27 protein-coding genes and 5 pseudogenes are annotated in these 24,762 nt (G+C 69.2%); 8 read left to right on the top strand and 24 right to left on the bottom strand.

All coding sequences use genetic code 11. The annotated features are described in order from the left end of the window. Positions 1 to 92: 92 nt before the first annotated feature. The 11 genes and pseudogenes from ACIOMQ_RS39885 to ACIOMQ_RS39935 form a co-directional block, all read right to left on the bottom strand. A complete protein-coding gene (locus ACIOMQ_RS39885) occupies positions 93 to 527 on the bottom strand; it encodes a hypothetical protein (RefSeq protein WP_362210211.1) in 435 nt (144 codons plus the stop codon). Between the two features lie 2 nt (positions 528 to 529). Further along, positions 530 to 817 carry a hypothetical protein gene (locus ACIOMQ_RS39890; RefSeq protein ID WP_401271034.1) on the bottom strand — a complete coding sequence of 96 codons (288 nt, stop codon included), beginning with the start codon at positions 815 to 817 and terminating at the stop codon, positions 530 to 532. Between the two features lie 120 nt (positions 818 to 937). Next, positions 938 to 1,372 (bottom strand): hypothetical protein, encoded by a 435-nt coding sequence (locus ACIOMQ_RS39895; RefSeq protein WP_401271036.1) that lies wholly within the window; start codon positions 1,370 to 1,372, stop codon positions 938 to 940. 180 nt (positions 1,373 to 1,552) lie between these two features. Beyond that, complete coding sequence (locus tag ACIOMQ_RS39900; protein ID WP_402192628.1) at positions 1,553 to 1,933, bottom strand: hypothetical protein; 381 nt, start codon at positions 1,931 to 1,933, stop codon at positions 1,553 to 1,555. Between the two features lie 351 nt (positions 1,934 to 2,284). Continuing rightward, positions 2,285 to 2,500: pseudogene (locus tag ACIOMQ_RS39905) on the bottom strand (restriction endonuclease); the annotation flags it as partial. 320 nt (positions 2,501 to 2,820) lie between these two features. Beyond that, positions 2,821 to 3,669 (bottom strand): DUF5753 domain-containing protein, encoded by an 849-nt coding sequence (locus tag ACIOMQ_RS39910; protein ID WP_402192630.1) that lies wholly within the window; start codon positions 3,667 to 3,669, stop codon positions 2,821 to 2,823. Positions 3,670 to 3,697: 28 nt separating this feature from the next. Next, positions 3,698 to 4,246: pseudogene (locus tag ACIOMQ_RS39915) on the bottom strand (DUF6879 family protein). Then, a pseudogene (locus tag ACIOMQ_RS39920) lies at positions 4,203 to 4,480 on the bottom strand (hypothetical protein). The pseudogenes ACIOMQ_RS39915 and ACIOMQ_RS39920 overlap by 44 nt, the downstream one beginning before the upstream one ends. Positions 4,481 to 4,613: 133 nt before the next feature. After that, positions 4,614 to 5,573, bottom strand: coding sequence for a hypothetical protein (locus tag ACIOMQ_RS39925; RefSeq protein ID WP_362210226.1), 960 nt, complete (start codon positions 5,571 to 5,573; stop codon positions 4,614 to 4,616). A 279-nt stretch (positions 5,574 to 5,852) separates the two neighbouring features. Then, a complete protein-coding gene (locus ACIOMQ_RS39930; RefSeq protein ID WP_401989283.1) occupies positions 5,853 to 6,782 on the bottom strand; it encodes a replication-relaxation family protein in 930 nt (309 codons plus the stop codon). A gap of 250 nt (positions 6,783 to 7,032) precedes the next feature. Further along, positions 7,033 to 7,488 (bottom strand): hypothetical protein, encoded by a 456-nt coding sequence (locus ACIOMQ_RS39935; protein ID WP_362210232.1) that lies wholly within the window; start codon positions 7,486 to 7,488, stop codon positions 7,033 to 7,035. A gap of 185 nt (positions 7,489 to 7,673) precedes the next feature. Here ACIOMQ_RS39935 and ACIOMQ_RS39940 point away from each other — a divergent pair, with 185 nt between their 5' ends. From ACIOMQ_RS39940 to ACIOMQ_RS39950, 3 genes are all read left to right on the top strand, one after another. Then, positions 7,674 to 8,108 (top strand): hypothetical protein, encoded by a 435-nt coding sequence (locus ACIOMQ_RS39940; RefSeq protein ID WP_401271043.1) that lies wholly within the window; start codon positions 7,674 to 7,676, stop codon positions 8,106 to 8,108. An 18-nt stretch (positions 8,109 to 8,126) separates the two neighbouring features. Further along, on the top strand, positions 8,127 to 8,345 hold the full coding sequence (locus ACIOMQ_RS39945; protein WP_362210238.1) for a hypothetical protein: 219 nt from the start codon (positions 8,127 to 8,129) through the stop codon (positions 8,343 to 8,345). A gap of 260 nt (positions 8,346 to 8,605) precedes the next feature. After that, a complete protein-coding gene (locus tag ACIOMQ_RS39950) occupies positions 8,606 to 8,983 on the top strand; it encodes a DUF4259 domain-containing protein (protein ID WP_362210347.1) in 378 nt (125 codons plus the stop codon). A 183-nt stretch (positions 8,984 to 9,166) separates the two neighbouring features. Here ACIOMQ_RS39950 and ACIOMQ_RS39955 read toward each other — a convergent pair whose 3' ends face one another. The 6 genes from ACIOMQ_RS39955 to tap form a co-directional block, all read right to left on the bottom strand. Then, positions 9,167 to 10,144, bottom strand: coding sequence for an IS3 family transposase (locus ACIOMQ_RS39955; protein WP_362210350.1), 978 nt, complete (start codon positions 10,142 to 10,144; stop codon positions 9,167 to 9,169). Between the two features lie 29 nt (positions 10,145 to 10,173). After that, on the bottom strand, positions 10,174 to 10,326 hold the full coding sequence (locus ACIOMQ_RS39960) for a hypothetical protein (RefSeq protein ID WP_401271045.1): 153 nt from the start codon (positions 10,324 to 10,326) through the stop codon (positions 10,174 to 10,176). Positions 10,327 to 10,447: 121 nt separating this feature from the next. Beyond that, on the bottom strand, positions 10,448 to 11,470 hold the full coding sequence (locus ACIOMQ_RS39965; RefSeq protein ID WP_402192632.1) for an NAD(P)/FAD-dependent oxidoreductase: 1,023 nt from the start codon (positions 11,468 to 11,470) through the stop codon (positions 10,448 to 10,450). A gap of 68 nt (positions 11,471 to 11,538) precedes the next feature. Next, positions 11,539 to 12,237 carry an aspartate/glutamate racemase family protein gene (locus tag ACIOMQ_RS39970; RefSeq protein WP_402192634.1) on the bottom strand — a complete coding sequence of 233 codons (699 nt, stop codon included), beginning with the start codon at positions 12,235 to 12,237 and terminating at the stop codon, positions 11,539 to 11,541. A 131-nt stretch (positions 12,238 to 12,368) separates the two neighbouring features. Then, positions 12,369 to 12,926 (bottom strand): telomere-protecting terminal protein Tpg, encoded by a 558-nt coding sequence (gene tpg / locus ACIOMQ_RS39975; RefSeq protein WP_362210249.1) that lies wholly within the window; start codon positions 12,924 to 12,926, stop codon positions 12,369 to 12,371. Positions 12,927 to 12,929: 3 nt separating this feature from the next. Further along, positions 12,930 to 15,041 (bottom strand): telomere-associated protein Tap, encoded by a 2,112-nt coding sequence (gene tap / locus ACIOMQ_RS39980; RefSeq protein WP_401271048.1) that lies wholly within the window; start codon positions 15,039 to 15,041, stop codon positions 12,930 to 12,932. A gap of 136 nt (positions 15,042 to 15,177) precedes the next feature. Between tap and ACIOMQ_RS39985 the strand changes: the two genes are divergently transcribed. After that, on the top strand, positions 15,178 to 16,347 hold the full coding sequence (locus tag ACIOMQ_RS39985) for a zeta toxin family protein (RefSeq protein ID WP_402192636.1): 1,170 nt from the start codon (positions 15,178 to 15,180) through the stop codon (positions 16,345 to 16,347). Further along, positions 16,275 to 16,577 (top strand): annotated as a pseudogene (locus tag ACIOMQ_RS39990) (zeta toxin family protein); the annotation flags it as partial. The gene ACIOMQ_RS39985 and the pseudogene ACIOMQ_RS39990, both read left to right, overlap by 73 nt. 337 nt (positions 16,578 to 16,914) lie before the next feature. On the opposite strand, the gene ACIOMQ_RS39995 reads toward ACIOMQ_RS39990, so the two are convergent. The 3 genes from ACIOMQ_RS39995 to ACIOMQ_RS40005 all read right to left on the bottom strand — a co-directional run bounded on the left by ACIOMQ_RS39995 (position 16,915) and on the right by ACIOMQ_RS40005 (position 19,191). Then, entirely contained in the window at positions 16,915 to 17,142 is a 228-nt protein-coding gene (locus ACIOMQ_RS39995; protein ID WP_402192638.1) for a hypothetical protein, read from the bottom strand. 909 nt (positions 17,143 to 18,051) lie between these two features. After that, a complete protein-coding gene (locus tag ACIOMQ_RS40000) occupies positions 18,052 to 18,393 on the bottom strand; it encodes a hypothetical protein (protein ID WP_362210261.1) in 342 nt (113 codons plus the stop codon). 33 nt (positions 18,394 to 18,426) lie between these two features. Continuing rightward, positions 18,427 to 19,191, bottom strand: a complete 765-nt coding sequence (locus ACIOMQ_RS40005; protein WP_401271056.1) for a transposase family protein — start codon at positions 19,189 to 19,191, stop codon at positions 18,427 to 18,429. A gap of 116 nt (positions 19,192 to 19,307) precedes the next feature. On the opposite strand from ACIOMQ_RS40005, the gene ACIOMQ_RS40010 reads away from it, so the two are divergent. Next, the gene (locus ACIOMQ_RS40010) at positions 19,308 to 19,535 is read left to right on the top strand and encodes a hypothetical protein (protein ID WP_401271058.1); all 228 of its coding nucleotides are present in this window, start codon (positions 19,308 to 19,310) and stop codon (positions 19,533 to 19,535) included. A gap of 52 nt (positions 19,536 to 19,587) precedes the next feature. Here ACIOMQ_RS40010 and ACIOMQ_RS40015 read toward each other — a convergent pair whose 3' ends face one another. Both ACIOMQ_RS40015 and ACIOMQ_RS40020 read right to left on the bottom strand, forming a co-directional pair. Then, positions 19,588 to 19,995, bottom strand: coding sequence for a hypothetical protein (locus ACIOMQ_RS40015; RefSeq protein WP_401271061.1), 408 nt, complete (start codon positions 19,993 to 19,995; stop codon positions 19,588 to 19,590). A gap of 516 nt (positions 19,996 to 20,511) precedes the next feature. Continuing rightward, a complete protein-coding gene (locus tag ACIOMQ_RS40020) occupies positions 20,512 to 20,883 on the bottom strand; it encodes a MarR family transcriptional regulator (protein ID WP_362210353.1) in 372 nt (123 codons plus the stop codon). Positions 20,884 to 21,036: 153 nt separating this feature from the next. On the opposite strand from ACIOMQ_RS40020, the gene ACIOMQ_RS40025 reads away from it, so the two are divergent. Together ACIOMQ_RS40025 and ACIOMQ_RS40030 are read left to right on the top strand one after the other, a co-directional pair. Then, positions 21,037 to 21,564 carry a DUF6790 family protein gene (locus ACIOMQ_RS40025; protein ID WP_362210273.1) on the top strand — a complete coding sequence of 176 codons (528 nt, stop codon included), beginning with the start codon at positions 21,037 to 21,039 and terminating at the stop codon, positions 21,562 to 21,564. Between the two features lie 179 nt (positions 21,565 to 21,743). After that, positions 21,744 to 21,848, top strand: a pseudogene (locus ACIOMQ_RS40030) (AAA family ATPase); the annotation flags it as partial. Between the two features lie 261 nt (positions 21,849 to 22,109). On the opposite strand, the gene ACIOMQ_RS40035 reads toward ACIOMQ_RS40030, so the two are convergent. Then, positions 22,110 to 24,290 carry a thioester reductase domain-containing protein gene (locus ACIOMQ_RS40035; RefSeq protein WP_402192660.1) on the bottom strand — a complete coding sequence of 727 codons (2,181 nt, stop codon included), beginning with the start codon at positions 24,288 to 24,290 and terminating at the stop codon, positions 22,110 to 22,112. Continuing rightward, a complete protein-coding gene (locus ACIOMQ_RS40040; protein ID WP_401271064.1) occupies positions 24,287 to 24,751 on the bottom strand; it encodes a hypothetical protein in 465 nt (154 codons plus the stop codon). The genes ACIOMQ_RS40035 and ACIOMQ_RS40040 overlap by 4 nt, the downstream gene beginning before the upstream one ends. Positions 24,752 to 24,762 lie beyond the last annotated feature (11 nt).

Below are 24,762 nucleotides of genomic sequence, written 5' to 3' on the forward strand. Positions count from 1 at the left end.
GCGCGAGAACCGTCCGACTGAGCATGATCGCCACATCCGGATCATGCCACCCACCAGCAAGAACACATCACCCCCTATCACGCACCAACTCGTTAGGCGCTGCCCGTGGCAACGGCCGCGCGGAACTCCTGAGTCATCAATGCCACCGAGCCGCGCTGGACAGGGGCCGGACCCTGCTCGCCCCACACCTGGTGCAGCGCGGCTCGCATCCGGTCGTTCATGGCGTCGTTGATGACGGCCTGGTGCTCCTCGGGCACCTCGCGCACGTCCTGGACGACGACCATGGTGCCGTGGCAGGTGCCGATCATCCCGATCGTGGTGACCTTCCAGCCGAGTTGCCGGGCCGCTTTACGCATCGCGGCCCGGATCAGTTCCACCCCGCCCAATCCGACGGCCTCCTCGTCATCCAGGTTCACCTGGTACGAGCCGCCGAATCCGCCGGCGCCTTCCGGGCAGTTGCGGCGCAGCAGGGGCACGAGGGCTTCGGCCATGGCGGTGCAACGCGGGTCCTTCGCGTACGAGGCCATCGTCAGCTCCTTTCCGGTCCGGTGAGGTGCGGCCACAGCAGCTTGAGGTCGTGGGCGACCCGCTCGGCCAGGACGTCGGGGTCGTTGGCCGTCCACTGGTGAGCTGTCCCGATGGCGTCGGCGGCCTTCGTCCTGGAGGTGCTCTTGTGGGGGAATGAGCCGGAGGTGATGCGGGCGGTGAAGGTCGCCGGGGCGGGCGGGGCAGGAAGAGCAGCGGGTGGTGCGGGGTGAAGTCGAAGTGGCCGAGGCGGGCTGCGGGCTCTTCGTCGAAGAGCTGCGGTTCGGTCCACAGGCCGACGGTGACGACGATCCAGGTGTGCGGGTGGTCCGGGTCGTTGCACAGCCACAGGTCAAACGTGCCGACCAGGAGGTTCTCCCCCCACTTCCAGACCTTCGCCCGCGGATAAAGTTCATCGGCCCCGTCCCGTCGCAGCGGGATCAGGGCGCGCTCGAACGGGGCGATCAGATCGTCGTAGGCGGACCGCATGGCCACGCTGCCGGCGTGGTCGTACGTCAACTCGCGGTCCGGCGTGATCTCCCACTTCAAACCGTCGGGAAGCTGGGTTCAGGTACTGGCGCAGCGGGGCAATGGCCAGTGGCAGGCCGTCCTTGTCGATTCGGGCATGCTCGGTCGCGGGCATACGGACCCACCAGGCGTAGTACGGCGTTTCGTCGTAGGAGTCGTAGTCGACGCAGAGTTCGTACACGCAGCCCAGCGAGGCGGCCAGCTCCGTCATCGTCTCCTGGGTGCGCTCGTTCAGGTCCGGATCCTCGCCCGCGAGCTGCGATGGGTCTTTGACCTCGAGGCGCCACACCACCCACTCGAAGCCCTTGAAGTCCGTCACGCGCACGCGCCCCTCGGCTCGATGGTGTAACCCTTGCTGTACCCGGCCAACGTCCCGCTCCCCTGCTTCGCCCTGTTCCGGCACTCCAGTACATCAAGGCCCACGGGACTGGTGGGAACGTTCGCAGACACCCGGCCCGGACGAGCGACGCTCAGGGCCGGCTGAACCCGGCACACCGGTTCAGTCGGCGTCAGGTTCGCATCCGAGGCTCTTCAGTAGACGGCGGCGTTCGTCTTCCTCATGTTCAAGGAGTGCCGCCAGGACGCGCATCTCTCGGTGGGAGGTGATCGCGGCCTTGAGCACGGCGGTGAGGACGTCGGGCGGCAGGGCCTCGGCCTGGGTGGTGGAGGTGCCGCTGAACGAGCGGTGATCACTGACCTTCGGCGGCGCGATGGGCAGCCCGTAGTCGGCGATCTGCTGCTCGGTCACCGCCAGGCGCTCGAAGGCGACCTTCGTTTCCGGGGCGTCCACGGCGGCGAACGCGGTGACATCCTCGGCCAGCGCGGAGAACAGGTGGACCCCGCTCTGGTCCCAGTCGGAGACGACGAAAACCCTCACCACGCGGTGTCCGTCAGCAGCCGCACGCAGCGCTGCTCCCCTTTTCGCCGGCAGCCCATTAAATCCGCTGCCCGAATACACAGGCACGCCGTACGGGTCGGCGACGGCGACAAGCTGTGGCGGAGGTGACGCCGGTCTCGGCCGATCGCTGGCGGGCGGTGGCGAGCGGTGGCGAGCGCAGCCTCACGGCTGAGCTGGTACGGGCTGGTGCCGGTGAACCGGGCGTGCTGCCACCCGTTGCCGTCCCAGTGTCGTCCCTGGACGCTGCGCTCGGTTCAGAAAGGCCAGCGCTCCCCTCTCGCGTCACTGCGCCCGGCACCGGCGATGGCATGAGTCTCCATCGTTGAGCCGGTGCTCCCCCGCGCGGCGGCGGACGTCGGAGGCGACCGCGCGGGCGTGGCCGGTGAGCTGGAGGCCGATCTGCTCGTAGTCGCGTGTCGCGAGCGTGTCTTCGCCGGTCCACGCGAGGACGGCCTTGACGAGGCACTCGTACGGTTCGCGGTCGAGCGGGAGCCCGGCTTCGATCAGTCCGTCGGGGTCGTACAGGACCGTGTGCGCGCTGGTGTGCATGGCGGGTCTCGCTGCTGGGGCATCTTTGCGGGGGTGGCCGGCGGTCACCGCTGGGTGTCCTCGCCGCCGTCGGCCCCGTCGTCCTGGCCCTCGGTCTGCTGACCGAGGAACCGGGCGAAGCCCCGGTCCGCGGGCCAGCGGGGCCGGGGAGGGAACGCCGTAGGCGGGCGGCTGGAGGCCGCGGCCCTACGGGGCCGGGGCGGTGGTGTCGGTGCGTGCGCGCATGCGGCCCGCCTCTCCCGCTGGTGGTCCGTCGGTGACTTCGACGCTACGGAGGGCAAAGGCCCGGACTCAACGAGATTGCGGAATATTGCGCGGGGTTATCCGAGGGCGTCGATCGCGGCCTGGATGCGGGCGCGGGCTGCGTCGCCGACCACGGCGATCAGCGCCAGGCCCATGAACGCCTTGGCGTAGTCGGCGAGCTCGCGGGGCTGCCGGACGCTGATCGAGGCGGTGAGGGTCTCGATCACGGTGTGCTGGTCGTCGTAGAGGTAGAACGCCTCCAACGGCCAGATGGTGCGCGGGACGCCGAACGGGATGACGCCGAGGGAGACGGAGGGCAGCGGCATCACGGTGAGCAGGTGCGCGAGTTGGCCGGCCATCGTGGCGGGGGTGCCGATCAGGGTGCGCAGGACCCCCTCTTCGATCAGGACGACGAAGCGGTGGCCGCCCTCGTAGAGGAAGCGGGAGCGGGCCAGGCGGGCGGCGACGGCTTCGGGGATGTCGTTGGGGGTGCCCTGGAAGTCGGTGATGGGGCGCATCAGGGCTTCGGCGTAACCGGCGGTCTGGAGGAAGCCGGGGATGACGTCGGAGACGTAGGCCCGGCAAGTGCGGGCGGCAGCGTTGCGGGCGAGGACGTCTTCCTGGGCGCGGCGCATCCCGGCGCGGTACTGGCGGCGCCACTCCAGGTACATCGAGTCGACGGCCTGGTTGGTGGCGACGAGGTCGTCGGCCTGGTTGTCGGCTCCGCAGGCGGCGCACCAGGCGCGGATGTCCGCGTCGGTGGGGGCGGCCTTGGCGCGCAGGATGCGGGAGGTCTTCGCCGGGTCCCAGCGGCAGCGGAGCGACAGCTCGCGGCCGTTGATCCCGGCGTCGCGGATCAGGTGGGCGAGGCGGGCGGCGAGGGCTTCGCGGGCGTCTTGTGCGCTGGAGGACGGGGAGGCGGGCATGCGGTGCGGGGGTTTTCTGGTTCTCGGGTCAGACGGGGTACGCGGCGTGCGGGACCGCCCGCTCCCACACCGTCTCGAACGCGGCGGCGCACAGTGCGACGGCGGCCAGGTCGGTGGTGCGTTCCTTGCCGTCGGTCGCCCAGTCGCCGGTGCCGGTGCCGGTGAAGTGGTGGAACTGCACGAGCCGTTCGCCCAGGAGCCAGAAGTCGTTGCCGGGCAGCGGATGTCGGAGGCGTGGCGGCGGGGCAGCCAGCGCACGTCTTCTCCGGCCTGGAGGTTGAGCGGGGTGATGGCGTGCTCGTAGCGGATGTAGTCGGTGACCGTCTCGGAGGCGATCCTCGCGCGGCGCATCACCACGCCGCGGGCGACCGCATCCTGGACGAGCGGCATCCACTGCGGCCAGAACGAACGGGCCGGGTCCAAGTTCGGGACGCCGGTGCGCAGGAAGGACTCGAAGTCCTCCCGCTCGTCGCCGATCGCGTAGACGTCGCGCATCTCCAGGTGGACCGCTGTGTGGTGGGTCGGCGAGCAGCTCAGCGAACGTCGCGGTGTTCAGCGCTTGCGCGTTCAGCGGCATCGCACGCCTCCCTCAGAATCGGCACCATGCGGGCCGGAATCCGGATCACCCGCTCGTGCGCGGGGATCCCCGTCTGTGGCCGGCCACCCACTCGGTGGAGCCGACCAGGGCCTTCAGGAGTTCGTCGGCTTCCTCGCCCTGGAGGACCAGGTCCGCACTCTCCTCCTCCACCCACACCGTGGGTGATCCCTCGCCTCCGGTGTTCGGGTCGATCCCGACGAACCGTAACGTCATGGCAGTCTCCCCTGCGACGTGGTTGCGCATAGTTGCGCGCCACGACCGTCCCGCAGGTCGGAGAGCCGGTCAAGAGGACCGAGAACTTCGGAGGGCTGTCCCACGGGTCGCGGTGCGGGCCAGCCCTCCCGGGTCAGTTCCTGTCGGCGGGACGGGCGTCCAATGCTGTGCGCAGGCGCCCTGCGATGGGCTGGTACTGCTGGACGAAGTTGGGGTCCTTCAGCTGGTCGGGCTCGGGCAGCTGCTTGTGCGGGTCAGGCAGGCGCCCGGCGAGCGTCCAGCCCAAGGGGCGCAGTCCGGCGCGGTTCATGTCCCGGTCGACGCTCGCCAGGTAGTCCGCATCGACGGGCAGCTCGCCGTTCGACTGCCAGATCACCCCGTCCTGCTGGATGGGCAGGCTCGGGAATCCGAAGAGGAAGCCCAGACAGCGCTCGCGCAGAACCGCCGCGCTCTGCTCGGGGCTCAGCGGGACACCCTTCTCTTCACCTCCGGGACCGGGGAGCGCGGTCCTGCAGTCGGTGTGCGGGAAGATGTCGATCTCCCCGAGAACGACGTGCGCCGTCGCGGTCTTCCGGTCGGGGTAGGACCAGTACTGCGGCAGGAGGACGATCACGTCGTAGGCGTCGAGGACGTCGGCCACCGCCGCCGCGAGCGGGCTGCGGTCGGCGCGGGGGAAGCCGCAGTCGCTCCCCTGTGCGGGGTGGCGGGCCTCCCACATGCAGGTGTGGCGTGCCAGGAGGCCGGGGCCGTCCGGCGAGGCCCACAGCATGCTGGTCGTCGGCTCCGGCGGGGTGACCGGCTCGATCTCCTTCTTGCGGCGGCTCCGGCTGCGACCCACGCCGCTCATGCTCCAGCGCCAGTAGTCCTCGGCCTCCCCCAGGAGCAGGACCCGCTGCCCGCTGTGCGCCCAGGCCGCCGCGATCCCTCCGGCCAGGTGGTAGAGGTTCCCCGAGCGCTCCGCCAGGAACCGCAGGATGTGCGGTGCGTGCGGCGCGTCGCTGGTCGCCGCGCGGCGCAGGGCTTCGGTGTACTTGCCCCCGCTCCGGCTCGCCCTGCGAGCGGTCTGCGCGGCGGTGGACTGGTTCTTCGGCATGACGTACTCCTTGGCCGTGCCAGGCCACGCCCCCGGCACCGGCTCGTACGACTGCCGTGGACACGACGGAACGCAGAACGGGAAGGAGCGGGCCCCGCAGGACCTTGACCTCCGCGTCCGGCGGCGTGGCTCCGGAAGCGGGCGGTGATCGGCAGTACGCCAATAGCCGGGCAGGTTGCTAACCGACGCAGCCGCGCCGGCCGAAGCCACGAGCCGCCGTTTCCCTCGAACGGGCGAGGTGTCCGGCCGGCCGTGCGTGCTGGGCAAGCGGCAATCCCATCAGCGCCCGGCCGGTTCGGGGTATCGGGCGCGGCGCCGGTCCGGGTCGTCGACGCCGATTTCGTACCAGGGCTCGCCTCGCTGGCGCTGGGGCAGGGTGTTCACCCAGACCGCGATGGCGATGCCCTTCACGTCGGCGGCGAGCGCCTGGCGGCGGTTGTCGAGCAAGTGCTCCTCCTTGCCCGCCAGGACGACGTGCAGCCGCTGGAAGGTCTTGGACCGGGTGTAGCGGTGGCGCTGCCAGAACGGGTACGTCCCGCCGATCGTGCCGCGGGCGCCTTCCCAGACGCGGTGGCCGGCGTAGCGCTCGTAGCCCCAGACCTCCTTCGCGAGGCGGGCCTGCGACATGCTGCCGTTGTCCAGCTCGAAGAGGCGTACTTCGCTGGTCTTGGTCGGCCACGCGAGGACGGCGTCCGTGTTGAAACTCAGGCCGGTCTCCTTGATGGCGTGGTTCACCTCCACCTGCCAGTCGGTCAGATGGGTCCGGCCACCGAAGGCGAGGATCGTGTCGGTCACCGCGAGTCCGTGCGGGCCGAACGCGGCCCGAACGGCCTTCCCTCCGGTGCCGGCCTTCGGGCGGGGAAGCAGCTCATTGCCGTCTGCCAGAGCCTTCTGCCCCGCCACCGTCAGGTTCCAGATCTGGTCCTTGCCGTCCTTGCCGTTCGTCTCCGCCAGCCCCAGCTCCGCCAGCTTCTTCATCGCCCTGCGCACATACGACCGGCCGTCTGCTTCCTCCGCCGTGATCACCTGAGCCATCTGCCAGACCGTCGCTATCCGCACGCACCCCAGCATCCGCAGCGCATCGGCCCGCACCTTCCCGGCCGTGGGAGTGGACTTCTTCCCCTTCGCCGACGTCTCAGGGGAAGGGAGAGAGGTGTCGGCTCGCCGCGAGGCCCCCTGGCGGGCGGTTTGAGCTGCGGTGATGGGCATGACGTTGGAATCGTTCGCGGCACTTGACGCGGCACTGGATTCCGGGCCGCCTGGAGGGCGCTCAGTACCCCTTGACCGGGTCGGGCGCGGCTCCGGATCGGGCTGCCGGGCGCTGTTGGTGTACGTCATGACGAGGCTCCTCACGCAGGTGGCGCGGGGCTCCGGATGGAATCCCGCCGTCACTTGCTAGAGGTGTGCCGGAAGTCGACGGTGTGGCATTCCACCGGATGCCGTTACCGAGCCGTGATCATCAGGCGGGCGCGGTGCAGAGCTCGGAGACGATCGCGAACGAGGTCGTCACCATCGGCACCGCCGTGGCCGGTGGCATCACCGCGTGCGTGGTCTTGCCGTGCGCCATCCCGTTGCGGATCTGCCGACCATAGTCGAGGTACTCCGCCTGCCGGGCCGTCAGGATCCCGTCGGTGGCGCCCTGCTTGATGAGCCCGTGCAGCGGCTTCTTGCCCGCGTCCGGGATCCGGTCGCGCAGCACGATCTCCACCGCGATCAGCGAGTGCATGACCGCCACGGTGGAGACCTCGTAGCAGTAGTACGACTGGCGCAGCAGCTCGCGGGCCGTACGCAGGACCGTCGCCGCTGCCTCGGGAGCGCCGTCGGGCACAACCAGGTCCTCAACGAGGTCGTGCATGTCGACGAAGAGGTGGGCGCGTTCGTCCGGGACCGGGAACTGCAGCCGCTGCGTAGTCATCCCCGAAGTCGTCTTTGCGGCGGTCAGCGGCGGGTAATGCCCGATCTGGCCGAGAGCTACGGTCAGTGCGCGGCCGTAGATGTGCAGAAGGCCCAGTTGCGAAAGCGCGAGGTCAGAGTGTCGCTTGATCTTTCCTGCTGGCCGAGGAACGGAGCGCTTTCGTGGCCTTATTGGTTCGAGAAGACGTGCTTGACGTAAGTGTTTCCTTCAACAGCTTCGCCTTCCAGGAGTCGGACGACAGCTTGGTCCCGGTGCCATACAACCAGGCATATGAGCGAGGCGGCTTCCTGACCCAGCACTCGCGCAGGATTGATGTGTACAGCGGCGCGCATACGCACGACGCCGAGGTGCGGGTACGCGTCTGGGACATGGAGCCAGAGACGGGTGGCGGGCCCTGGGACAAGCAGGATGAGGTCGACTTCGAGTCGGCCACCGGGGATGTCGCGATCTGGTCGACGGTCCATGGCCGCTTGCCCGATCTGATCAGCCTGGGCGCCCCGGGCCGATGGCGGGTCCGGGTGAGCTGTTCAGGTAGGGCCGAGGCCAAGCGGGTGTCCGGGCAAGAAGGGGTCGCCTACGGCGTGGAGAAGTATGTTGTCGACTTCTGGCTCCAGCGGTGACGAAGCGGGCTCGCCCCGATGACCCCGAACGCGGTGATCAGCTCCTTCAACTACCTCTGGGCGGTCCAGGCCGGCAACACCGAGGCCGCCGCCGAGTTCGTCGCCGCCGAGCCGCGGATGCCCATGCTGCTCGCGGATGTCGCCGAACGGATCGTCGTCCCGGTCACCGCGCTGTGCGGCATCGATCCGGAGCCGTGTGACGACTCCTTCGCCCTGGAGGCGGCCGCGTCCTCGTGACCGCTCTGCGCGGTTGGGCGCAGGCCGGGCCGGACGCGGCGGAGGGCATCGCTCAGGTCATCATCCGTTTCACCGAGGACCACGAGGACGTCGTCTCCATCCTGTGCCAGCTGGATCACGTCGCCTGGAGCCAGGCGGTGCAGGCGCACCCCGTCCACGTCGTTCCGGGCATCCCTGCCCGCCGCACCTCCGTGCGGCCCGGTTGTCGGTACGCGCTGATACAACTCTTGCGTACTGACCCAACCAGCAGAGGAGACCCCGTGGGCGACTGGGGCACTGGCAACTTCGAGAACGACACGGCCGCAGACCACCTGTCGATCCTCACGGACCGGCTCATCACCGAGGTTGCGGACGCGATGGCCGGTGACCTGGTCGGGATCGAGCCCGACGAGTACTGGGGAGTCGCGGTGCCGGCCAACCTGGAGCTGCTGAGCCTCCTGGCGCGGCAGGGTTACGTGGGGGCGTCGCTGCCTGAGGCTGAGGTGGTCGTGGGGTGGAAGAAGACGTACATGGCGGTGTGGGAGGGCTACATCGACGAGTTGGAGGTCTCATCGGGTTACAAGGACGAGCGACGCGCAGTCCTGATCCGTACCTTCGACGAGCTGGCCGAGCTCAGGAGGAAGGAGGACTCGAACTGAGGCCTGTCCCCCGAACGGACGCTCACACGGCGTGCAGGACGAGCGGCACCTCCGCTCCACCAGCCTGTACGGCTGCCTGGAGGGCCCCGGTCCGCTCGCCAGGACGAGATGCGCATCGGAACCGCCGCTTATAGAGCGTCCGCCAGTAGGTGAAGTTTCCCCGTGATCTTGGGCACGTTGTTGTTATGCCGCGAGGGCTTGGCCTTGACGGTAGCGCAGGCGTGTCTCGTGGGGCGTGAGGTAGCCCCAGTGGATGTGCTTGCGCAGGCGGCGTCTGTTGTAGAAGGTCTCGATGAAGTCGAAGATGTCGGCGCGGGCTGTGGCCCGGTCGGGCCAGAAGCGGGTGGCGATCTCCTCTTTGAGTACGGCCCAGAAGCTTTCCGCGGCGGCGTTGTCGAAGCAGCTCCCGGTCCGGCCCATACGCTGCTGGTGTCCCAACGTGCCGATTCTGCCGCGTAGTTGGTCGGAGGTGTATTCCGATCCACGATCACTGTGGATCACGCAGCCGGGTTCCAGGCGGTCCGGGGCGACGGCCGTGTCCAGGGCGTCGACGACGAGTTCAGCGCGATGGTGATCGGCCATCGAGTACCCGATGATCTCGCGCGTGGCCAGATCCAGCCACGAGGCGAGGTAGAGCCAGCCCCCGGCCGTGGGGATGTAGGTGATGTCCCCGACGATCTTCGTTCCGGGGCGGGTGGCGGTGAAGTCCCGGCCGATCAGGTCCGGCGACGGGGCGGCCTTGGTATCGGCCTTGGTCATACTGCGGCGGCCGGTGCGCCGGCTGTTCCCGGCGATGCCGTGCTCCCGCATGACCCGTGCCACCCGTTTGTGGTTGACCACTCGGCCCTGCCGGTGCAGTTCGGCGGTGACGCGCGGGACGCCATAGTTCCGCCGGGACGCGATGTGGATCACCGTGATCTCGTGCGTCAGGACCTCATCGGCCCGCCGCCTCGCCTCGCGGGCCTCGGCCCCGGTCACCCACGCGTAGTACGTGGAGCGGGCGGTCTTCATCACCTTCCATAGCAGCACGATGGTGTAGTTCGCCTTCTCCGCATGGATGAACCGGGACCGAGCAGTTCTCGGTCTGCACGGTTCCGACGGCCGGGACTGCTCCGACCCTGTCAGCGAGTGGACGGCGCCAGGAAGGCCCGGTCGATCGATGCCGACGTCAAAGGCCCTTCAGGACACGATCAAGCGCCGACCGGCCTGCAGGTCCCCAGTTCGGCCAGCCCTGCCAGCCCGTGCGCCCGGAACAGCTCCCGCCACTTGATCACCGCCGGCCGCGTCGAGCCCACCGCGGCCGCCACCGAGCTCGTTCCCGCGCCTGGTTGCGCACACGCCATCACGATCCGCGCCCGCTCGACATACCCCGCCCGAATCGACCTTGAGCGGGACCACGACCTCAACGTCAGGCGGTCCTGCTCCGAGAGCAGCAGCGGGGCAGGCTGCAACGGGGCCGTGCCATTAGAAGCGATCCGGGCGGCAACCTGACAGAGCCGACTCAACGGTTCCGTCGACCAACTCCCGTGCGACCAGGCGGCCCACGGCCGCGGCGAGCGTGACCGCCGAGTGCATCACTGCCAAGTAGAGGCCGGGGACCTCGGCGACCGGGCCGACGATCGGCTCACCGTCGGCCGGCATTGGGCGCGCTCCGAGTCGGGTGCTGAGCAGCTCGATGCTCCCGGCGCCGTGGAAAGTGGACCGGACGGCGGCAAGGGTCCGTTCGGGCGAGTCCGCGGCGGCGATCAGCCGGTCCGCGGCGACCTGCCGAAGATCGAAGTCCTCAGTGTTGACCACGGTGCGGACCAGACCGGCCGGGGCGCGGAGCCGGAACAGCGGCGACGGCGACGGTTCGACCGGGACGCGCACGCCGAGCGGCGCGCTCAGCGCGGCCGTGGCAACTCCGGCCGCCAGCACCACCGTCGCACCGGAGAGGGGTCCTGCTGCCGTCTCAACCCCGGTAATCTGGCCCGCTGTATCCCGGCGGACCGCGGTAACCGGCGTGTCCAGATGTACCCGAGCTCCATGGGTGCGAGCGCTTGCTACCAGCCGCTCGGTCACGCCCACCGAGTCAACAGCGCCGTCCCCCGGCGCCCAGACAGCCCACTCCGGAGGCTGCCGAAGGGTGGGCTCGAGCGTCGCCACGGTGGCCGCGTCCACGATCGTCTGCCCGGGCCCGGCGTCCGGCGCACCGTCCTCCCTGTTCCAGCTCAGCGAGCCGGGCCAGGTCACCGGGAGTCCCGGCAACTCGGCCCCGAGTCGGTGGTACTCCGCCGTTGCGGTGGCCCGCAGCCCGGCGGCCGGACCTTTACGCACGCCAGACGCTCCGACCCAGGCGAACGAGTCCGCCGTCACGCCGGCGCCTGGCCGCCCGGCGTCGACCAACGTCACCGCGGCGCCCGCCCGGGCGGCGTGATAGGCCACCGATGCGCCGACAATGCCGGCGCCGACGACGACCAAGTCCCCACTCACCGATGAGCTCAACACGTTCACGACCCTAGCGTCCGCCCGCGCGGCCTGGCGGAACCAGGTGTATCCGCGATGCGCGCCCGAGCCTACCGTTCTGGCGCGAATGCCGCAGTGACGGCGGCCTCGGCGTGCAGGCGGGTGGTAGCGAAGACGGGAACAGGGCTGTGTTCCGGGCCGATGAGGAGCTCGATCTCGGTGCAACCGAGGATGATGCCCTCCGCTCCGGAGGACACCAGCCTGCTGATCACCTCACCGTAGGCCGCTCGGGACTCCTCCCGGATGATGCCCAGACACAACTCCTCGTAGATCACCCGATGGACGACGGCCCGGTCGTCTTCGTCGGGAACGAGGACCCCGAGGCCGTGGCCGGCGAGGCGGTCGCGGTGGAAGTCCTGCTCCATGGTGAAGGCGGTGCCCAGCAATCCCACGCGGCGCAGACCTGCGGTACGCACCGCCGCCGCCGTCGCGTCGGCCAGATGCAGCAACGGAATGTCGACCGTCGCCGCCACTTGGTCGGCAACCTTGTGCATGGTGTTGGTACAGATCAACAACAGGTCTGCACCAGCGGCCTGCAGGGACCGGGCGGCGTCGGCGAGTACTTCGCCCGCCTTGTCCCAGTGCCCGGCCACCTGCAGCCGCTCGATCTCGGCGAAGTCGACCGAGTACAGCACGCACTTGGCCGAGTGGAGGCCACCCAGCCGCTCCCGGGCGAGCTCGTTGAGCAGCCGGTAGTACTCGGCCGTCGACTCCCAGCTCATGCCGCCGATCAACCCAATGGTCTTCATCGGGTCACCCTCGCACATCCCCTTCGTAGGCCACCGCGCAGAGGATCCGAGTGACAGCAACGGTGCCTTTGTGACATCTATCGTTCGTCGACTCACGGGTAATAGATGCTCGCCATAAAAGCGCTCCGAATTCAGTAGTCGAGATCCAGGTAATCGATGTCGTTAATGGCCACGTCGGACAGTCCCATGGCCCGGCCGCCACCGTCCTGGAAATACACGTCTTTAAAGCCTTCGGCGATGATCCCACGCATCTCCTGGTCGCTGGCACCCGCGTCGCGGGCGTCGAACAGGCGGCGGGCGTACTCCGGGGGGAGGTGCACGGTGAGGCGTCGGAAGCGTCCGTCATCGGTCGTGCCGACCGGCGCGGTGTACCCGAAGCAGGCCCTGGTCTCCACGGTGATGCCGCCGGTGGCGGCGGCCTGCCGGCGGCGTCGCTTGCGGACCTGCGGCTGCCAGCGCTGCCGTACCGCCGCTTCGACCTTGGCGGCGATGTCCTTGGGCGGGTGTTTCCGCTCGCCCGTGCGGTAGCGCTCCACCGACCGCTGGGTCACGCCCAGCTCGGCAGCCACGGCGCGCGTCGTCTTCAGCTGCTTCATCAGGAAGTTGATACGGCCCTGGAGGGTCTTTGGCGGCTCCCGGGTGAACGCCTCCCGGTCGGCACGCTCGATCGCGTCCTCGATCTCTCCCACTGGTTACTCCCCTTCGTCCAGGACGGCGTCGCCGCCCTTGATGTGGCGGGCCGGGTTGAAGCCCTTCTCCATCAGGTCGACCGCCCACAGCATCGACTGGACGCCCTCCAACTTCGCCAGGCCGGGCGTGGGCCCAAGGCGGAACCCACCGGGCTGCGGCTTACCGGACGCGGCGTACGGCAGGAAGTCGAGCGGGCTCTCCCCCGGCGAGGGGTAGACGACGCAGTCGGACAGCACGGCGAGCGGGAACAGGCCCGTCATTTTCGCCATGTTGTTGAGCTTGCGGTGCATGTTGACCCGGGCCTTGCTGATGACGGCGGCGCGGATGTCCGGGCGCCAGGTCGGCCGCTGAAGGGCCGGCCACGTCTCGCCCTCCTTGTACTGCCGTCCCTGCGGGCGCTCGCGGAGCTTGCCGACGCCTCCCTTCACCGTGGCTTTGATGGCTGTCAGCACGGCGGCCAGGGCCGGGTCGGCCTGCTTGTGCTGCTCCATCGCGGCGAGGAACTGGCGGTCGTCCAGGTCCCGGGTGACGCCGAGGTCGGCGAGGGTGTCGACGTAGGCGTTCTTGAGCCGGTCGTGCCACGGGTCCAGGTACGCGCCGGTCTCGCGGCGCAGGTACGCCTCGATCGGGTGCACGTCGTAGCCGAGCTCCTGGGCGTAGGCGACGGTGTGCGTCTGGTACCAGGCCGGGCCGGTCGGGCGGGTGCCGTCCGGAGTGAACGGTGAGGGCAGGCGCGGGTCCAGCTCGATGTGGGACAGGTCGACCAGCCAGCTCCCGGGGATCTTCGGGCTGAACTTCGGGCCGTGGAAGTGATCGGGGGCGGACAGGCCCACCGTGAGCCGCGCGGCGGCGGCGAGAAACGCGGTGTTGAGGTCCAGGCCGACCGCGAAGGGCAGCGTGCACTCCTCATCGCTGAGCGAGTCCACCGACCGCACCCACTGGTACGCCTCCTCATTGAGGAACCCGCCCTTCCAGCCGGAGTTCACGACGACGGGGTGCTCCGGGGTGGCCTCCGGCGGCGCCGGGTCCATCGGCTCCGTCCCCAGCGAGCCCGCGTTGTAGCCGGACACCCAGTTCCCGGTTGCCGGGTCCTGCACGGCCTTCGTCGGCGGACGCAGCGCCGTCATGAGCTCCAGGCCGGAGACGGCTGTGGAGCCGCGCGGGGTGATGACCCGGGTCGCGTAGACGCCGAGGACTCGGGCGACGTCGGCCGGCTCCATCTCGGAGACGCCGGGCCAGGACCGCTCATCGAGGGCATCCCAGGACAGGATCGCCAGCTGCACGCACTGCCGCTCGCGACCCTGGGCCTTGCGGTAGATGCGCGCCCACGGGCCGAACCCGCGCTGCGTGAGCTGCCACTTCGCCTTCGCCACCTGCTTGACCACCGGGTGGTCCTCCGGGAGGCGCAGTGTGCGGCGCTGCTCGTGGCCCTCCAGGCGCTCGGGCAGTCCGAGCTTCACGGCGGCCGTGGCGGTGAGCACGATCAGTGGGTCGCTGTCCTTGCCGTAGCGGTTGAGCTTCGCGGCGCCGAGGCCGGACTCCTTGAGGGTCCACTCCACCAGCTCCGGCACGGTGGTCGCGGGGCAGTCGAGCACGATGCCGTCGATGCCGTACGCGGAGCCGTCGCCGTCCAGCACCGCGAGCGGGCCGTGCGGGAACCGCGGGTCGGTCGCGGGCTTCACCGCCTTCTTCGCCACCGGGCGGCGCGACGTCGCCGGACGCTCGGGAGCGGCCTGGGCGGCCGGGGCCTGAACCGGTGCGGCGGTCTGCGTCTTGGCGGCCGCGGGCGCGGCCGGGCCGGTGAACGCCTCCGGCACCTCCGGCTGCGGCGCGGCCACCGGGGCCGGGACGGCGGGAGCTGCGTGGGCGGGGTACTTCGCTGCCCAGCCCTTGAGGAGCCGCTGGTAGGCCTCCAGGCGCGGCGACTTCGGCTCGGAGCGGCCGTTCTCGTAGTTCTTCACCGTCTGCACGGTCGACTTCAGGGCCTGAGCGAGACGGGCCTGGGTGATACCGGCGGCCTCACGCAGCCGGGCACGCTCGGCCGGGGGCGGGAGCTGCGGCTCCTCCTCCAGTAGTGCGTCGATGTTCGCGAACAGTTCTTCCTCGGATGCCATGGGTCTACCTCCAGCCTGAACAGTAGCAGATTTTACCCTCGTATTTTACTCAAAAATTTAACCCGTTCGAAGATCTAGTAGCTTGGTGTCGGCAAAGCGCGCCGGGAGTGACCATCCGTACGTGGAGGATGAGTTGATGAAGAGTGTCGCCTTGGCGGTGCTGAGCGAGGAGGAACATCAGGATGCGCTGCACCGCCTGATCATTCCGGCAGCGACGAGCACGGCCACAGCGCAGTCACAGCCGATCGTCGTCTTCGTCGCCGGCCAGCCCGGGGCCGGGAAGACGGAAGTTGCGGACCTGGTCCAAGCGGCCCTCGGCCACCGGGGCGGGGCCGTGAGGGTCTGCCGCGACCTCGACAAGACCGCCCACCGAAAGTACGCCGCGTTCCTGGCCGCCGATATCCGCACCGCCGGTATCAAGGTGAGACCGGACACGAGCCGGTGGCAGGCCCGGGTTGAGGAGCGCGTTCGCGCGTGCCGTTTCGACGCGGTCGTCGAATCCGCCCTGGCCGACCCTGCGGAGTTCCGCACCTTGTCCGTCGCATACCGGAGCTCCGGGCACCGCATCGAGATTGTCGTGGTCGCGACCGCTGAAGCGTGGAGCCAGCCCGGGATCCTGGACCGTCTGCTGACCGGGGCGGCCAGCGGCGGGGGCGCACGGTATTTGGCATGGGACAACCTCGACACGTTCGTGACGCAACTTCCGAAGACGCTGGCGGTCATCGAGGCCGAGCAGCTGGCCGACCGGATCACCGTCGTCCGGCGCGACGCAACCGTGCTGTACGACAACGAACTCGTCGACGGCACCTGGAGGCGCCGGACCGCCGCCGACAAAGCCGTGGTCCTGGAACAGCACCGGCCCTGGAGCGCCCAGGAGACGGGCGTCTTCCACCGTGAGCTGGCGCACGCCGAGGTGCGGGTGCATCGCGATCTGCCCGAGGACGAGCGGCTGGCCGTTCACCGTGACGTAGGCCGGGCCGCGGCGTTCGCCGAGCCGGTCCGCCGTATCGCCCAGCCCCGTCGGCGAGCACCCGGAGTCCGCTATCACCAGCTCTCGGCCATTGAGCACCGGTGGGTCTTCGACGAGCCGGGGCCGGAAACCTCCTGGCGGCCAGGATGGTCCGCCGGGCCATGCAGCCCGGGGACAACCCATCTGGTCGGTGACGACTTCAAGGCCTCGCATCCGGACTACCTGCGGCTGCTGAAAGAAGGCCCCCGCAACGCCGGGCAGCGATCCGGACCGACTACCGGGCCTGGTTCACCCAGGCCGAGGAGTACGTACGCCACCGTCGCGGCGACGTACTAATCGAGGGCGAGCTGGGCAGCGTGGAAGAGTTCCTGTCCAGCGCCCTGCCGTTCGCGGCCGACAGCTTCCCGGTCGAACTCGTCGTCCTGGCCGTCCGCGAGGCGGACAGCCAGCTGGCGACGGCACTGCGGTATGCGCGCGCCCTGCAGATCGGCGGCTATCCCCGGTTCACCACCCGCGCCGGGCACGGCACATGCTTCCAGGCTCTGACCGACGTCGTCACCGCCGCCGAACAGCATCCGTCGATCGCGGCCGTGACGGTGATCCGCCGCGACGGGCAGGCACTGCTGCGCCACGAGGCGGGCGCAGCAGGACGGGCCTCGTGGGCACTGACAGCGGAACAGCTACGGCCGTACACCGAACAGGAGGCCACTGCCTTCCTCCAGCTCCACCAGGCGCTGCGCAAGGCGCTGCCGCAGCACCGGGACGAGCTGGACGACATCGTCGCGCTCGCCCGTCCCCTGATGCCAGCGCGGGTGCCAACGATCCGGCTCGACCGGCCGCACCCGTATGTCTGGCCCCTGCCCGTACTGCGCGGGGCATCGGGCTACGACTCGTTGAGCTCCTTCAGCCGGGCCGCCTCCTGCGCGTCGGCGGTCGCCAGTTGGGTCTGGTCGGCGAGCGCGGCCTGCCTGCCTTCAGCTCCTCGAGCCGCTCCTCATCGGGAACCGGGGCTCTGTGCTCCGCGGCGATCTGGGTGCCGCACCAGAGCACCACATCCCGGACGATGCCCGCGGCCTGTGCTTCCTCGCCACCCTCCAGGCCGGAGAAGTCGGGGGTATCGGGGTCGGTCACCTTGCACTCCTTGCAGATCTCAAAGGGGGAAGGCGCCATTGTCCCCGGGGCGGGCTGCCCGAAGGCCTGCCCGCAGGGGCACCGACGTGGTGTTCCTCCGGGCAGCGCCCGCGTGGAAACCGACTCGGTATTGGCGCCGACGGCCTACTCTGCAGGAGCTTGACCGTCAGGCCCTCCAGCGCGGTGCGGGCCTCGGTCAGATCGTCGGCGCACCCCCTCACGCCGCGCTCGCGCAATCCGACGACGGCGGCCGCAAGATGGGTGGATGCCAAGATCGGGGCGCGGCCCTTGTCGTTCTGCTGGTTCTCGTTCAGTATCCGCGTCACGATCGCCACCAGAGCGGCCCCGGTGCCTTTGCCCTCGGGCAGGCCAGTGATGGCGCAGAACCGAGCAGGGACCGATGCGTCGTGGCGTGGGGCTGTCGGAGGGTCGGCGCATCGGTGGGCGTGTCGGAAGGTCTATTGGTATACGGCTGGGTAGATCGACCCGCCGCCGGCGGTCGGTGGTTGGATACGGGTATGGATCGCGGCATGAATCAGCTCACCCGACGCCGCTGGACCTTCTCTCCCATTACTTCACTGAGCCCCTTCCAACCTGGCTGTGAGATCGAGGGGTTGCGGTGACGGGACAACGAAGCCCCAGGTAGATGGGTTGTCGACTAACAGCAACCTTCTCCGCCTAGAGCCCCGAGTCATTGCCCACCCATCCGGGCTGTATCTGTCCACTTCCGCACTGCGGCTGCTGCTGCGGGGTTGGCCGCTCGGCGACGACAGGTCGGCATCCGGCGGCGGCTGAACTACAGCCGCCAGGCGCTGACGATCCCGGCCCACCTGCGCTGCAACCACACCTTCGCCGAGTTCGCAGCCAGATTCCGGGTGGGCCTGCCCCCAGCCGTACCGCTGCGCGAAGTCAAAAACCAAGCTGCGGAGGAACGTCTGATCGCACGAGGCGGACTTGCGCGGCTGGTATGCGGCCGGGCAGGTAGACGAATCCGTTGCCGTTGTCGAGGAGCAACCCCTCATCGATGCCGTCCACGGACCAGAGATCAACCGGCCCACCGGTGTTGTTGATCTGGAGGAAGAACTCTGCTGTCTCCTCGCCCTGACAGACGAAGATCCCCTCCACCTCAGGGCGGCGGCTGCCGGCGATTCCCAGTGCGGCGCCCATCCGGGTCCAATCCAGGCCATGCTGTGCGATCGACTGCCGATTGAGCACGGACGAAACGTGGAAGAGGTGCGACGTATCAAACACGCCAGGAGTATAGGAGGCAGTGAGGCTTCCTCCTCAGGTTGAGGCGGTCAGCTCCAGGGTGAGGACGGCCTTGACGAGGTCGGTGATGCGGGTGGTGCTGCAGCGGAGCTTCCGCAGCAGGCGCCAGGACTTGAGGGTGGCCATGGCCTGTTCGCCGAGTGCGCGGATCTTCGCGTGGGCGCGGTTGACGGCCTTCTTCCCGGCGGAGAGCTTGTTCCAGCGGCCGCGGAAGGGGACGCGGACGGCGGGGCCGGAGCCCTGGTACGCCTTGTCGGCCCAGCACCGGACGCCGCCGGTGTTGAGGGCGTCGAGCAGGCCGTGGGAGCGGGCTGCCCTGATGTCGTGGACCGCGCCCGCCAGGGCCGGCGAAGCCCAGATGAGCTTCCCGAACAGGTCGGTGAGGACTTGGACGTTCATGCCGTGCTTGCGGTGTTTGCCGGAGTAGAAGGGGCGGTCGGCCGCGATGCGGTCGATGGGCAGCAGGGTTCCGTCCAGGATCACGAACGCCTTGCGTGCGGCAACCGCCATGGCCTGCTGGAGGGTGGGGGCGAGGACGGCCAGGACGTCCACGGCCTCGGTGACGTAGCGGTGGGCGGTGGCCAGGCCGACGCCGAACCCGGCCGCGAGTTCAGCGAAGGTGTGACCGCAGCGCAGGTGGGCCAGGGTCATCAACGCCTGCCGGCCGCAAGTGAGTCGACGCCAGCGGGTGCCGATCCGTCTCCGCCAAGCGGCCAGCTCCCGCCGCAGCAGCCGCAGTGCGGAAGTGGACAGGTCCAGTCCGGACGGGTAGACAAGCACGCGAAGCTCCTGGCAGCGAAGGTTGATCTTGGTCGACAACCCATCTACCAGGAGCTTCGTCGTTCTGCCACGCCAACCCCAGCGACCCCCAGCCATGTTGGAAAAGGCTCACTGCCTTGGGCACCGGCCCGGTCAGCGCGGTCTCCCTGACCGCACCGCTCCGCGGTCAGGCCGCCACCCTGGAACAGCTCCGCGTCGATCGGCAGCTCGAAGAAGCCCTCTCCCATGGCCCTGACGCCCTCCACCTCGCCGAGGTCTTCGGCCTGGACGAGAAGACCGCGATCCGGTACACGAACTCCGCACGGGCGCTACTGGACCAGGCCGCTGAACAACCACTTCGGTGAAGTCTGCTTGACCGGTACACGCCTTTGCCGAGGGTGAGCACGCCGGGCAGAGTCAGCATCCGGGGCCGATCGGCGCAGACGATGTCAGGGCGAGGGCAGCGATCAGCAGCTGGGCCGCCCACGTCTGCTGGTCAAGCCCCAACGTGTACTCAATGCAGCATTCGCATTGCGGGATCAGCGCCACGAGCGATTGCTCCGCCGCGGTCTCGACCTCCGTCTCCCACCAGTCGTCCGTTGCCAGGTCGGCGGGAGTAATTTCTCCATCGATGAGTCTCGCCGCCATCCGGCGCAGAGCGTGGCGCCGTGCCAGGCCCCGATCCGGCAACCCAATTCCTGACTCGGAAAGTGCTTGCTCGAACGCGTCGCGAATATCGCGGGCATCCGCGTTGCGAGGCCAGCCGGCGAGTTCGCACAGCGTCGGGGTGTCCAGCCCGGCCGCGAGTGCCTCAGCCGCGATCATCGGCAGGTCCTCCGGCCGTATCTCATTCGCCTGATAACGGCATGCCACCTCCCCCAGAGACGTGAGGCCACTCTGCGTAGGGGTTTCCGGTTCCGGTGTCGTTCCTTCTGCTCTCATGACTCCTACGGTGTCAGCACCGTTCCCGGGGTAGCAGCCCAGGGGCGGCCCGCTCGGCACCCACCCGCGTGTTCGCCTGGACCCGAAGGCCGAACCCACGAGAACACGACAATCCATCCTCGGGTTCCCGCGAAAAGCCCTTCAGTTTCCGTGAACTCGCGGGCCTCACCGGCCTCGGGACTGGTAAGCCTGCATGTTGAGGTGTCACGTATCCGAGGCTGAAGCCAGCCAGTCATCACGTTCAGTGAGCATCTTCAGTCGCCGCCGCACCGGCGCGGGCGTCATCCGGAGGCTGAATGCAAAGCGAGGCGCTCGGCCGGCGCTCGTTCCTGCCGCCGAGAGCAGTCACCTGCCGCTCCTGGTCGAGCGGCAGGTGACTGGGATTCAACTTCTCCTTGCTCACGCCGGCCCCGCTCGATCCGGTTCCGGTGTGCCGTCCGGTTGCCGGGCCGTGGCTGCGCGGGTCAGCAGCGCGGCGAGCCGGTGGGTGTCCGCGAGGTAGCGGTCGTAGGGGAAGCCGGCCTGCAGGAGGGCGGTGCGGAGTTCCTCCTCCAGGGGCTTGCCCTCGGCCAGGAAGGTGTCCTGGCCCATCGGGGTGAGGGCGACCAGGCGTCGGCGCCGATGGGCGGGGTCGACGGTGATCGTCACATACCCCTGCGCCTCCAGTGGGCGCAGGGCGCGGCTGATGGCGGGGTCGGACAGGGCCAGGGCCTCGGCGAGCTGATGCTGGGTGGCGGGTTGGATCTCCTCAAGGGTGCCCAGCAGCCGCAGTTGGCTGTGGGAGAGGCGCTGGTTCGGAGCGGCGCCGGGCCGCCTCGCCCATCAGCATGACCACGCGGTACAGGAGCTCTGCCAGTCCTTCGTCCATGCGTCCACCCTACCGGACTCTTGCATCGTTAATATTAACCATGCAACACTCAAGCCATGGACAACCTCCCTTACGCTGTTCAGACCACGTTTCCACTCCTCTTCATGCTGGTGCCCGCTCTCGGAGCGCTGCTGAGCTGCCGTCGCCGCGGCCCGGGCCGGTCGGCGGCGGAGATCTGGCAGCGCTGGTGGGCCGTCGGCGCCCTCGGCATCGGAAGCCTGTGGATCACGATCTCGTTCTTGGCGGTCCCGAAGGGCATGGCCGACACCATCGGCTTCGCCCACTCGCCGTTCCAGTTCGAGATCGCCTTCGCCAACCTCGGCCTCGCCGTGCTGGGCTTCCGCGCCGCGTCCGCGTCGCCCCGCGAGCGCCTCACGAGCGGGCTGGCGGCTGCCGCGTTCCTCTGGGGAGCCACGATCGGCCACGTCTACCAGTGGTTCGCCAACGGCGACCACGCCGCCGGAAACACGGGCGGCATCCTGGCCAACGACGTCCTCATTCCCGCCGTCATGATCACCCTGGCCGCCCGGGACGTCCGCCGAGCCGACTCGGGCCGCAGCCACACCGCCCGCCCGGCCGCCTGACCACGGCGGCCCACCGGCCCGGCGGCGGAGCCCGCGACGATGCGAACGGCTCGTCCTGATCGACCGCCGTTCCTCCCGGGACTGGGGCTTGGACTGGTAGTCCCGCATGTCCAAGGGTGTTGTCAACGCTGACGAGTGCCGCGGCGAGTCGCTCAGAGCAGCCAGGTCTGCCGTCGCCCGTCGGCCGCCTCACCTTCGGCGGCAACACCATCGAGACCGGCACCGACTCCTCTCGCCTCGCCACCACCCGAGCCCGCGCCGAACAGCGGGCAGCCGCCGGCTGACGGATGCCCGCCAGGCGCTGCACCGGATACCCGATCTGAGCGATGTCCTTCGCCAGATCCTCAAGCCGGACCGCCGGGTTCAGGGCCGAAACGATCTCCTGTGTCAGCGGCTTGAGGTCATACACGTGCTGGATCGCCTCCAGGGCCGGTGCCGCCTCGTAGTACTCCTCGGCGAACTCCAGATGGGCCTCGGCCCTGCCCTCACTCTCCCGGCCGCCGCAGGGCCGGCGATGGCGGGCCCCGCGGCGGTCACGGGTTGTGTCATATCAGGCGGTGCGCCCGGAGATCGGCCACGTACTTGGTGATCAAGTCCGGTGACAGACGGGGGATGTCCTTTTCCTCGTCGAGGGCCGCAGCCCGTACCGCCGCGCGGAACCGGTCCGCCGGCAGAGCGGATCCGGCGAGTGCCTGTTCCGGTTCGGTGAAGGCGTGCAGCAGCGGGAGCAGCGAATGCTGCTTCTGGCGGTCGGGCAGGGCCCGCAGGGCGGTCTCGAAGCGGTCGAGCCACTCGGCGTGGTCCTGGACACGTGTGAGTGGGTGTCCGGCTGCCGTCAGCCAGTCGACGAATGTGTCGAGGGAGATGCCGTCGTCGTGCGGGTTGACCACGTTGTAGGTCCGGTGGCCCTCGCGTGCGTCGTCACCCAGCGAGGTGACGGCCCGTGCGGTGAAGTCCACGGGAAGCGCGTCGTAGTGCGCGCGGCCGTCGCCGGTGCCCCGGGCGTAGAAGCTGCCGGGTGCGATGCCTGTGGTCAGCAGGCTCAGCAGGAGGCGGGTGAAGACGTCCGGAACGTTGAGCTGGCCGCGGTAGCGCGGGTGCGCGAGGATCATGTTCGAGCGGAAGACGGCGACCGGCAGACCGAACGTTTCGTACGCCTCGCGCAGCAGCACCTCGCCGGCCCATTTGCTGGCCGCGTAGCCGTCGGCGTAGTCACCTTCGAGGTCGCGTGTCCCGCAGGCGGTGCGGATGTCCGCCGACTCGTCGGCCGCTGCCTCGTTCCCGAAGGCGACGGCGACCGTCGACAGGTAGGTGAACTGCTTGATCCGGGAGGTGACCGCGAGCCTGATCAGTTCGGCCGTTCCCCGCACGTTGGGGCCGAACAGCTGGTCGTAGGGCAGGACATGGTTGACCAGTGCCGCCGGGTGGACGATCAGGTCCACGGTGTCGGCCAGTCGCTGCCAGGTCTTCTCGTCGAGCCCGAGCCCCGGTTCCCCGATGTCGCCGGCGACCACGTGGAGATGCCGGGCGGCGGACCTGCGGTAACGCTCCATGAGTTCCGGGTCGCCGCTGTCGAAGGCCGCGTCGAGCCGTGCCCGGGCCGTCTCGGCGGAGGAGCCGCGGACCACACACACCAATGTGCCGCCGCGCTCGGCCACGCGCTCCAGCCACTCAAGGCACAGGAAACGGCCCAGGTAGCCGTTGGCGCCGGTCAGCAGGACGGTCCGGGCCTCGGGCAGCGGACCGGCCGGCCGTTCTGCCCGCGCGATGGTCCGCGCGTCGAGGAACGCGTCCAGCCGTAGATCGGCGGCGTCGAGCCGTGTCGCGTCAGGGCCGTGGATGCTGTCGGCGGTAGGACGGCGGTGCTCCGACGCAAGCGCCCGCTCGATGTGATCGGCCACCTGGCGCAGCGAGTTGACCGGGTTGATGACCACGTCGACAGGGACGTCGACGTGAAAGGTCTCCTTCAGCAACTGGGAGAACGACAGCGCCGTGAGGCTGTCACCGCCAAGTTCGAGGAAGCGTGTGCCAAGTTCCACGACACCCTCTTCCAACCCCAGAAGCGCCTGCGCAGCCCGAAGCACGGTCGCCGGTACCGGCTGGTCGGTGCCGGTCTGACGCAGCATCCGGAGTTCCTCGGCCTCCCGGTCGGACAGCTGGGCGTACAGCGCTTCGAGACGCTCGCCGTACCGCTTCGTCAGGGCCGGCCTCAACGGCTTGCGCACCCCGGAGAGCAGCCTGTTCTCCTGAGTGAACGGCTCGGTCTCGACGAGCAGATCCCGTGGGATCTCGTAGGAGTTCAGCCCCGCCTCGGTGGCGAGCTTCTGCAGGGACTCCCGCAGGATCGGCATCAGGCGCCGGGCATCCCCGTCGACGCGGTCGAGGGCATCCTTCGTCGGCACGGCCACCGTCGCGTGGCGGGTGTTCATACGGACCTTGCTGAGGAATCGCCGGGTCTTCAGGTTTGCGATGCCGTGCTCGACGGCGGCGCGTTCACGGCTGAGCAGGCGGTTGGCCTCCTTCTCGGCGGCGGTGAGCCGGTGGTTGCGGGTGGCCTTGCGGCCGGTGATGATCACCGGGTTGTCAGGGTCGTCGTCCAGGCCGACGAAGCCGAAGTCGGCCAGGGCCCCGAGTTTGGCCTCGCGGAGACGCTCGGTGAGCTTGTTGTGGCGGGCGGTGGTGATCTCGCTGGACCGCCCGGGCTTGGCCGCGGAGATCCAGATCAGGTGCCCTTCTCGTCGGTGAGCGCAAGAAACAGCAGGCCGTGGGGCTTGTCTTTCCCGCTGTAGTTCTTGCGGTTCTCTGTCCCGGTGCGGCGGCGGGTGCGCACGAGAGTGCCGTCCAGCGGGACGACCACCCCGCCATCGTCGGCGATCTTCTTCAGGGCCCGGTCCAGGCGCGGGGCGCGGGCAGAGAGCAGGCCGATCACTTCGATCACCCATCGGCGCACGGTCGAGGCGGAGACGTCGTTGCCGCCGGCCATGTCCAGAAGGCGCTGGTCATGACGGAGAACGGCGAGCACGGTGATCGCTTGGGTTCCCGGGGTGACCTTGCGCCAGCGGGTACCCAGCCTCTTGCGCTGCTTGCGTATCAGGTCGGCGACGAGGTCGGTGGTCGACTTCGACACCGGAAGGCGAACCTGGTGGGCAGCCTCCTGAGAGCCCTCGGCGGGCTGGTTGTTCTTCACAGAACACGCCA

The sequence above is a fragment of the Streptomyces sp. NPDC087845 genome, from assembly GCF_044742755.1.
Classification (GTDB): domain Bacteria; phylum Actinomycetota; class Actinomycetes; order Streptomycetales; family Streptomycetaceae; genus Streptomyces.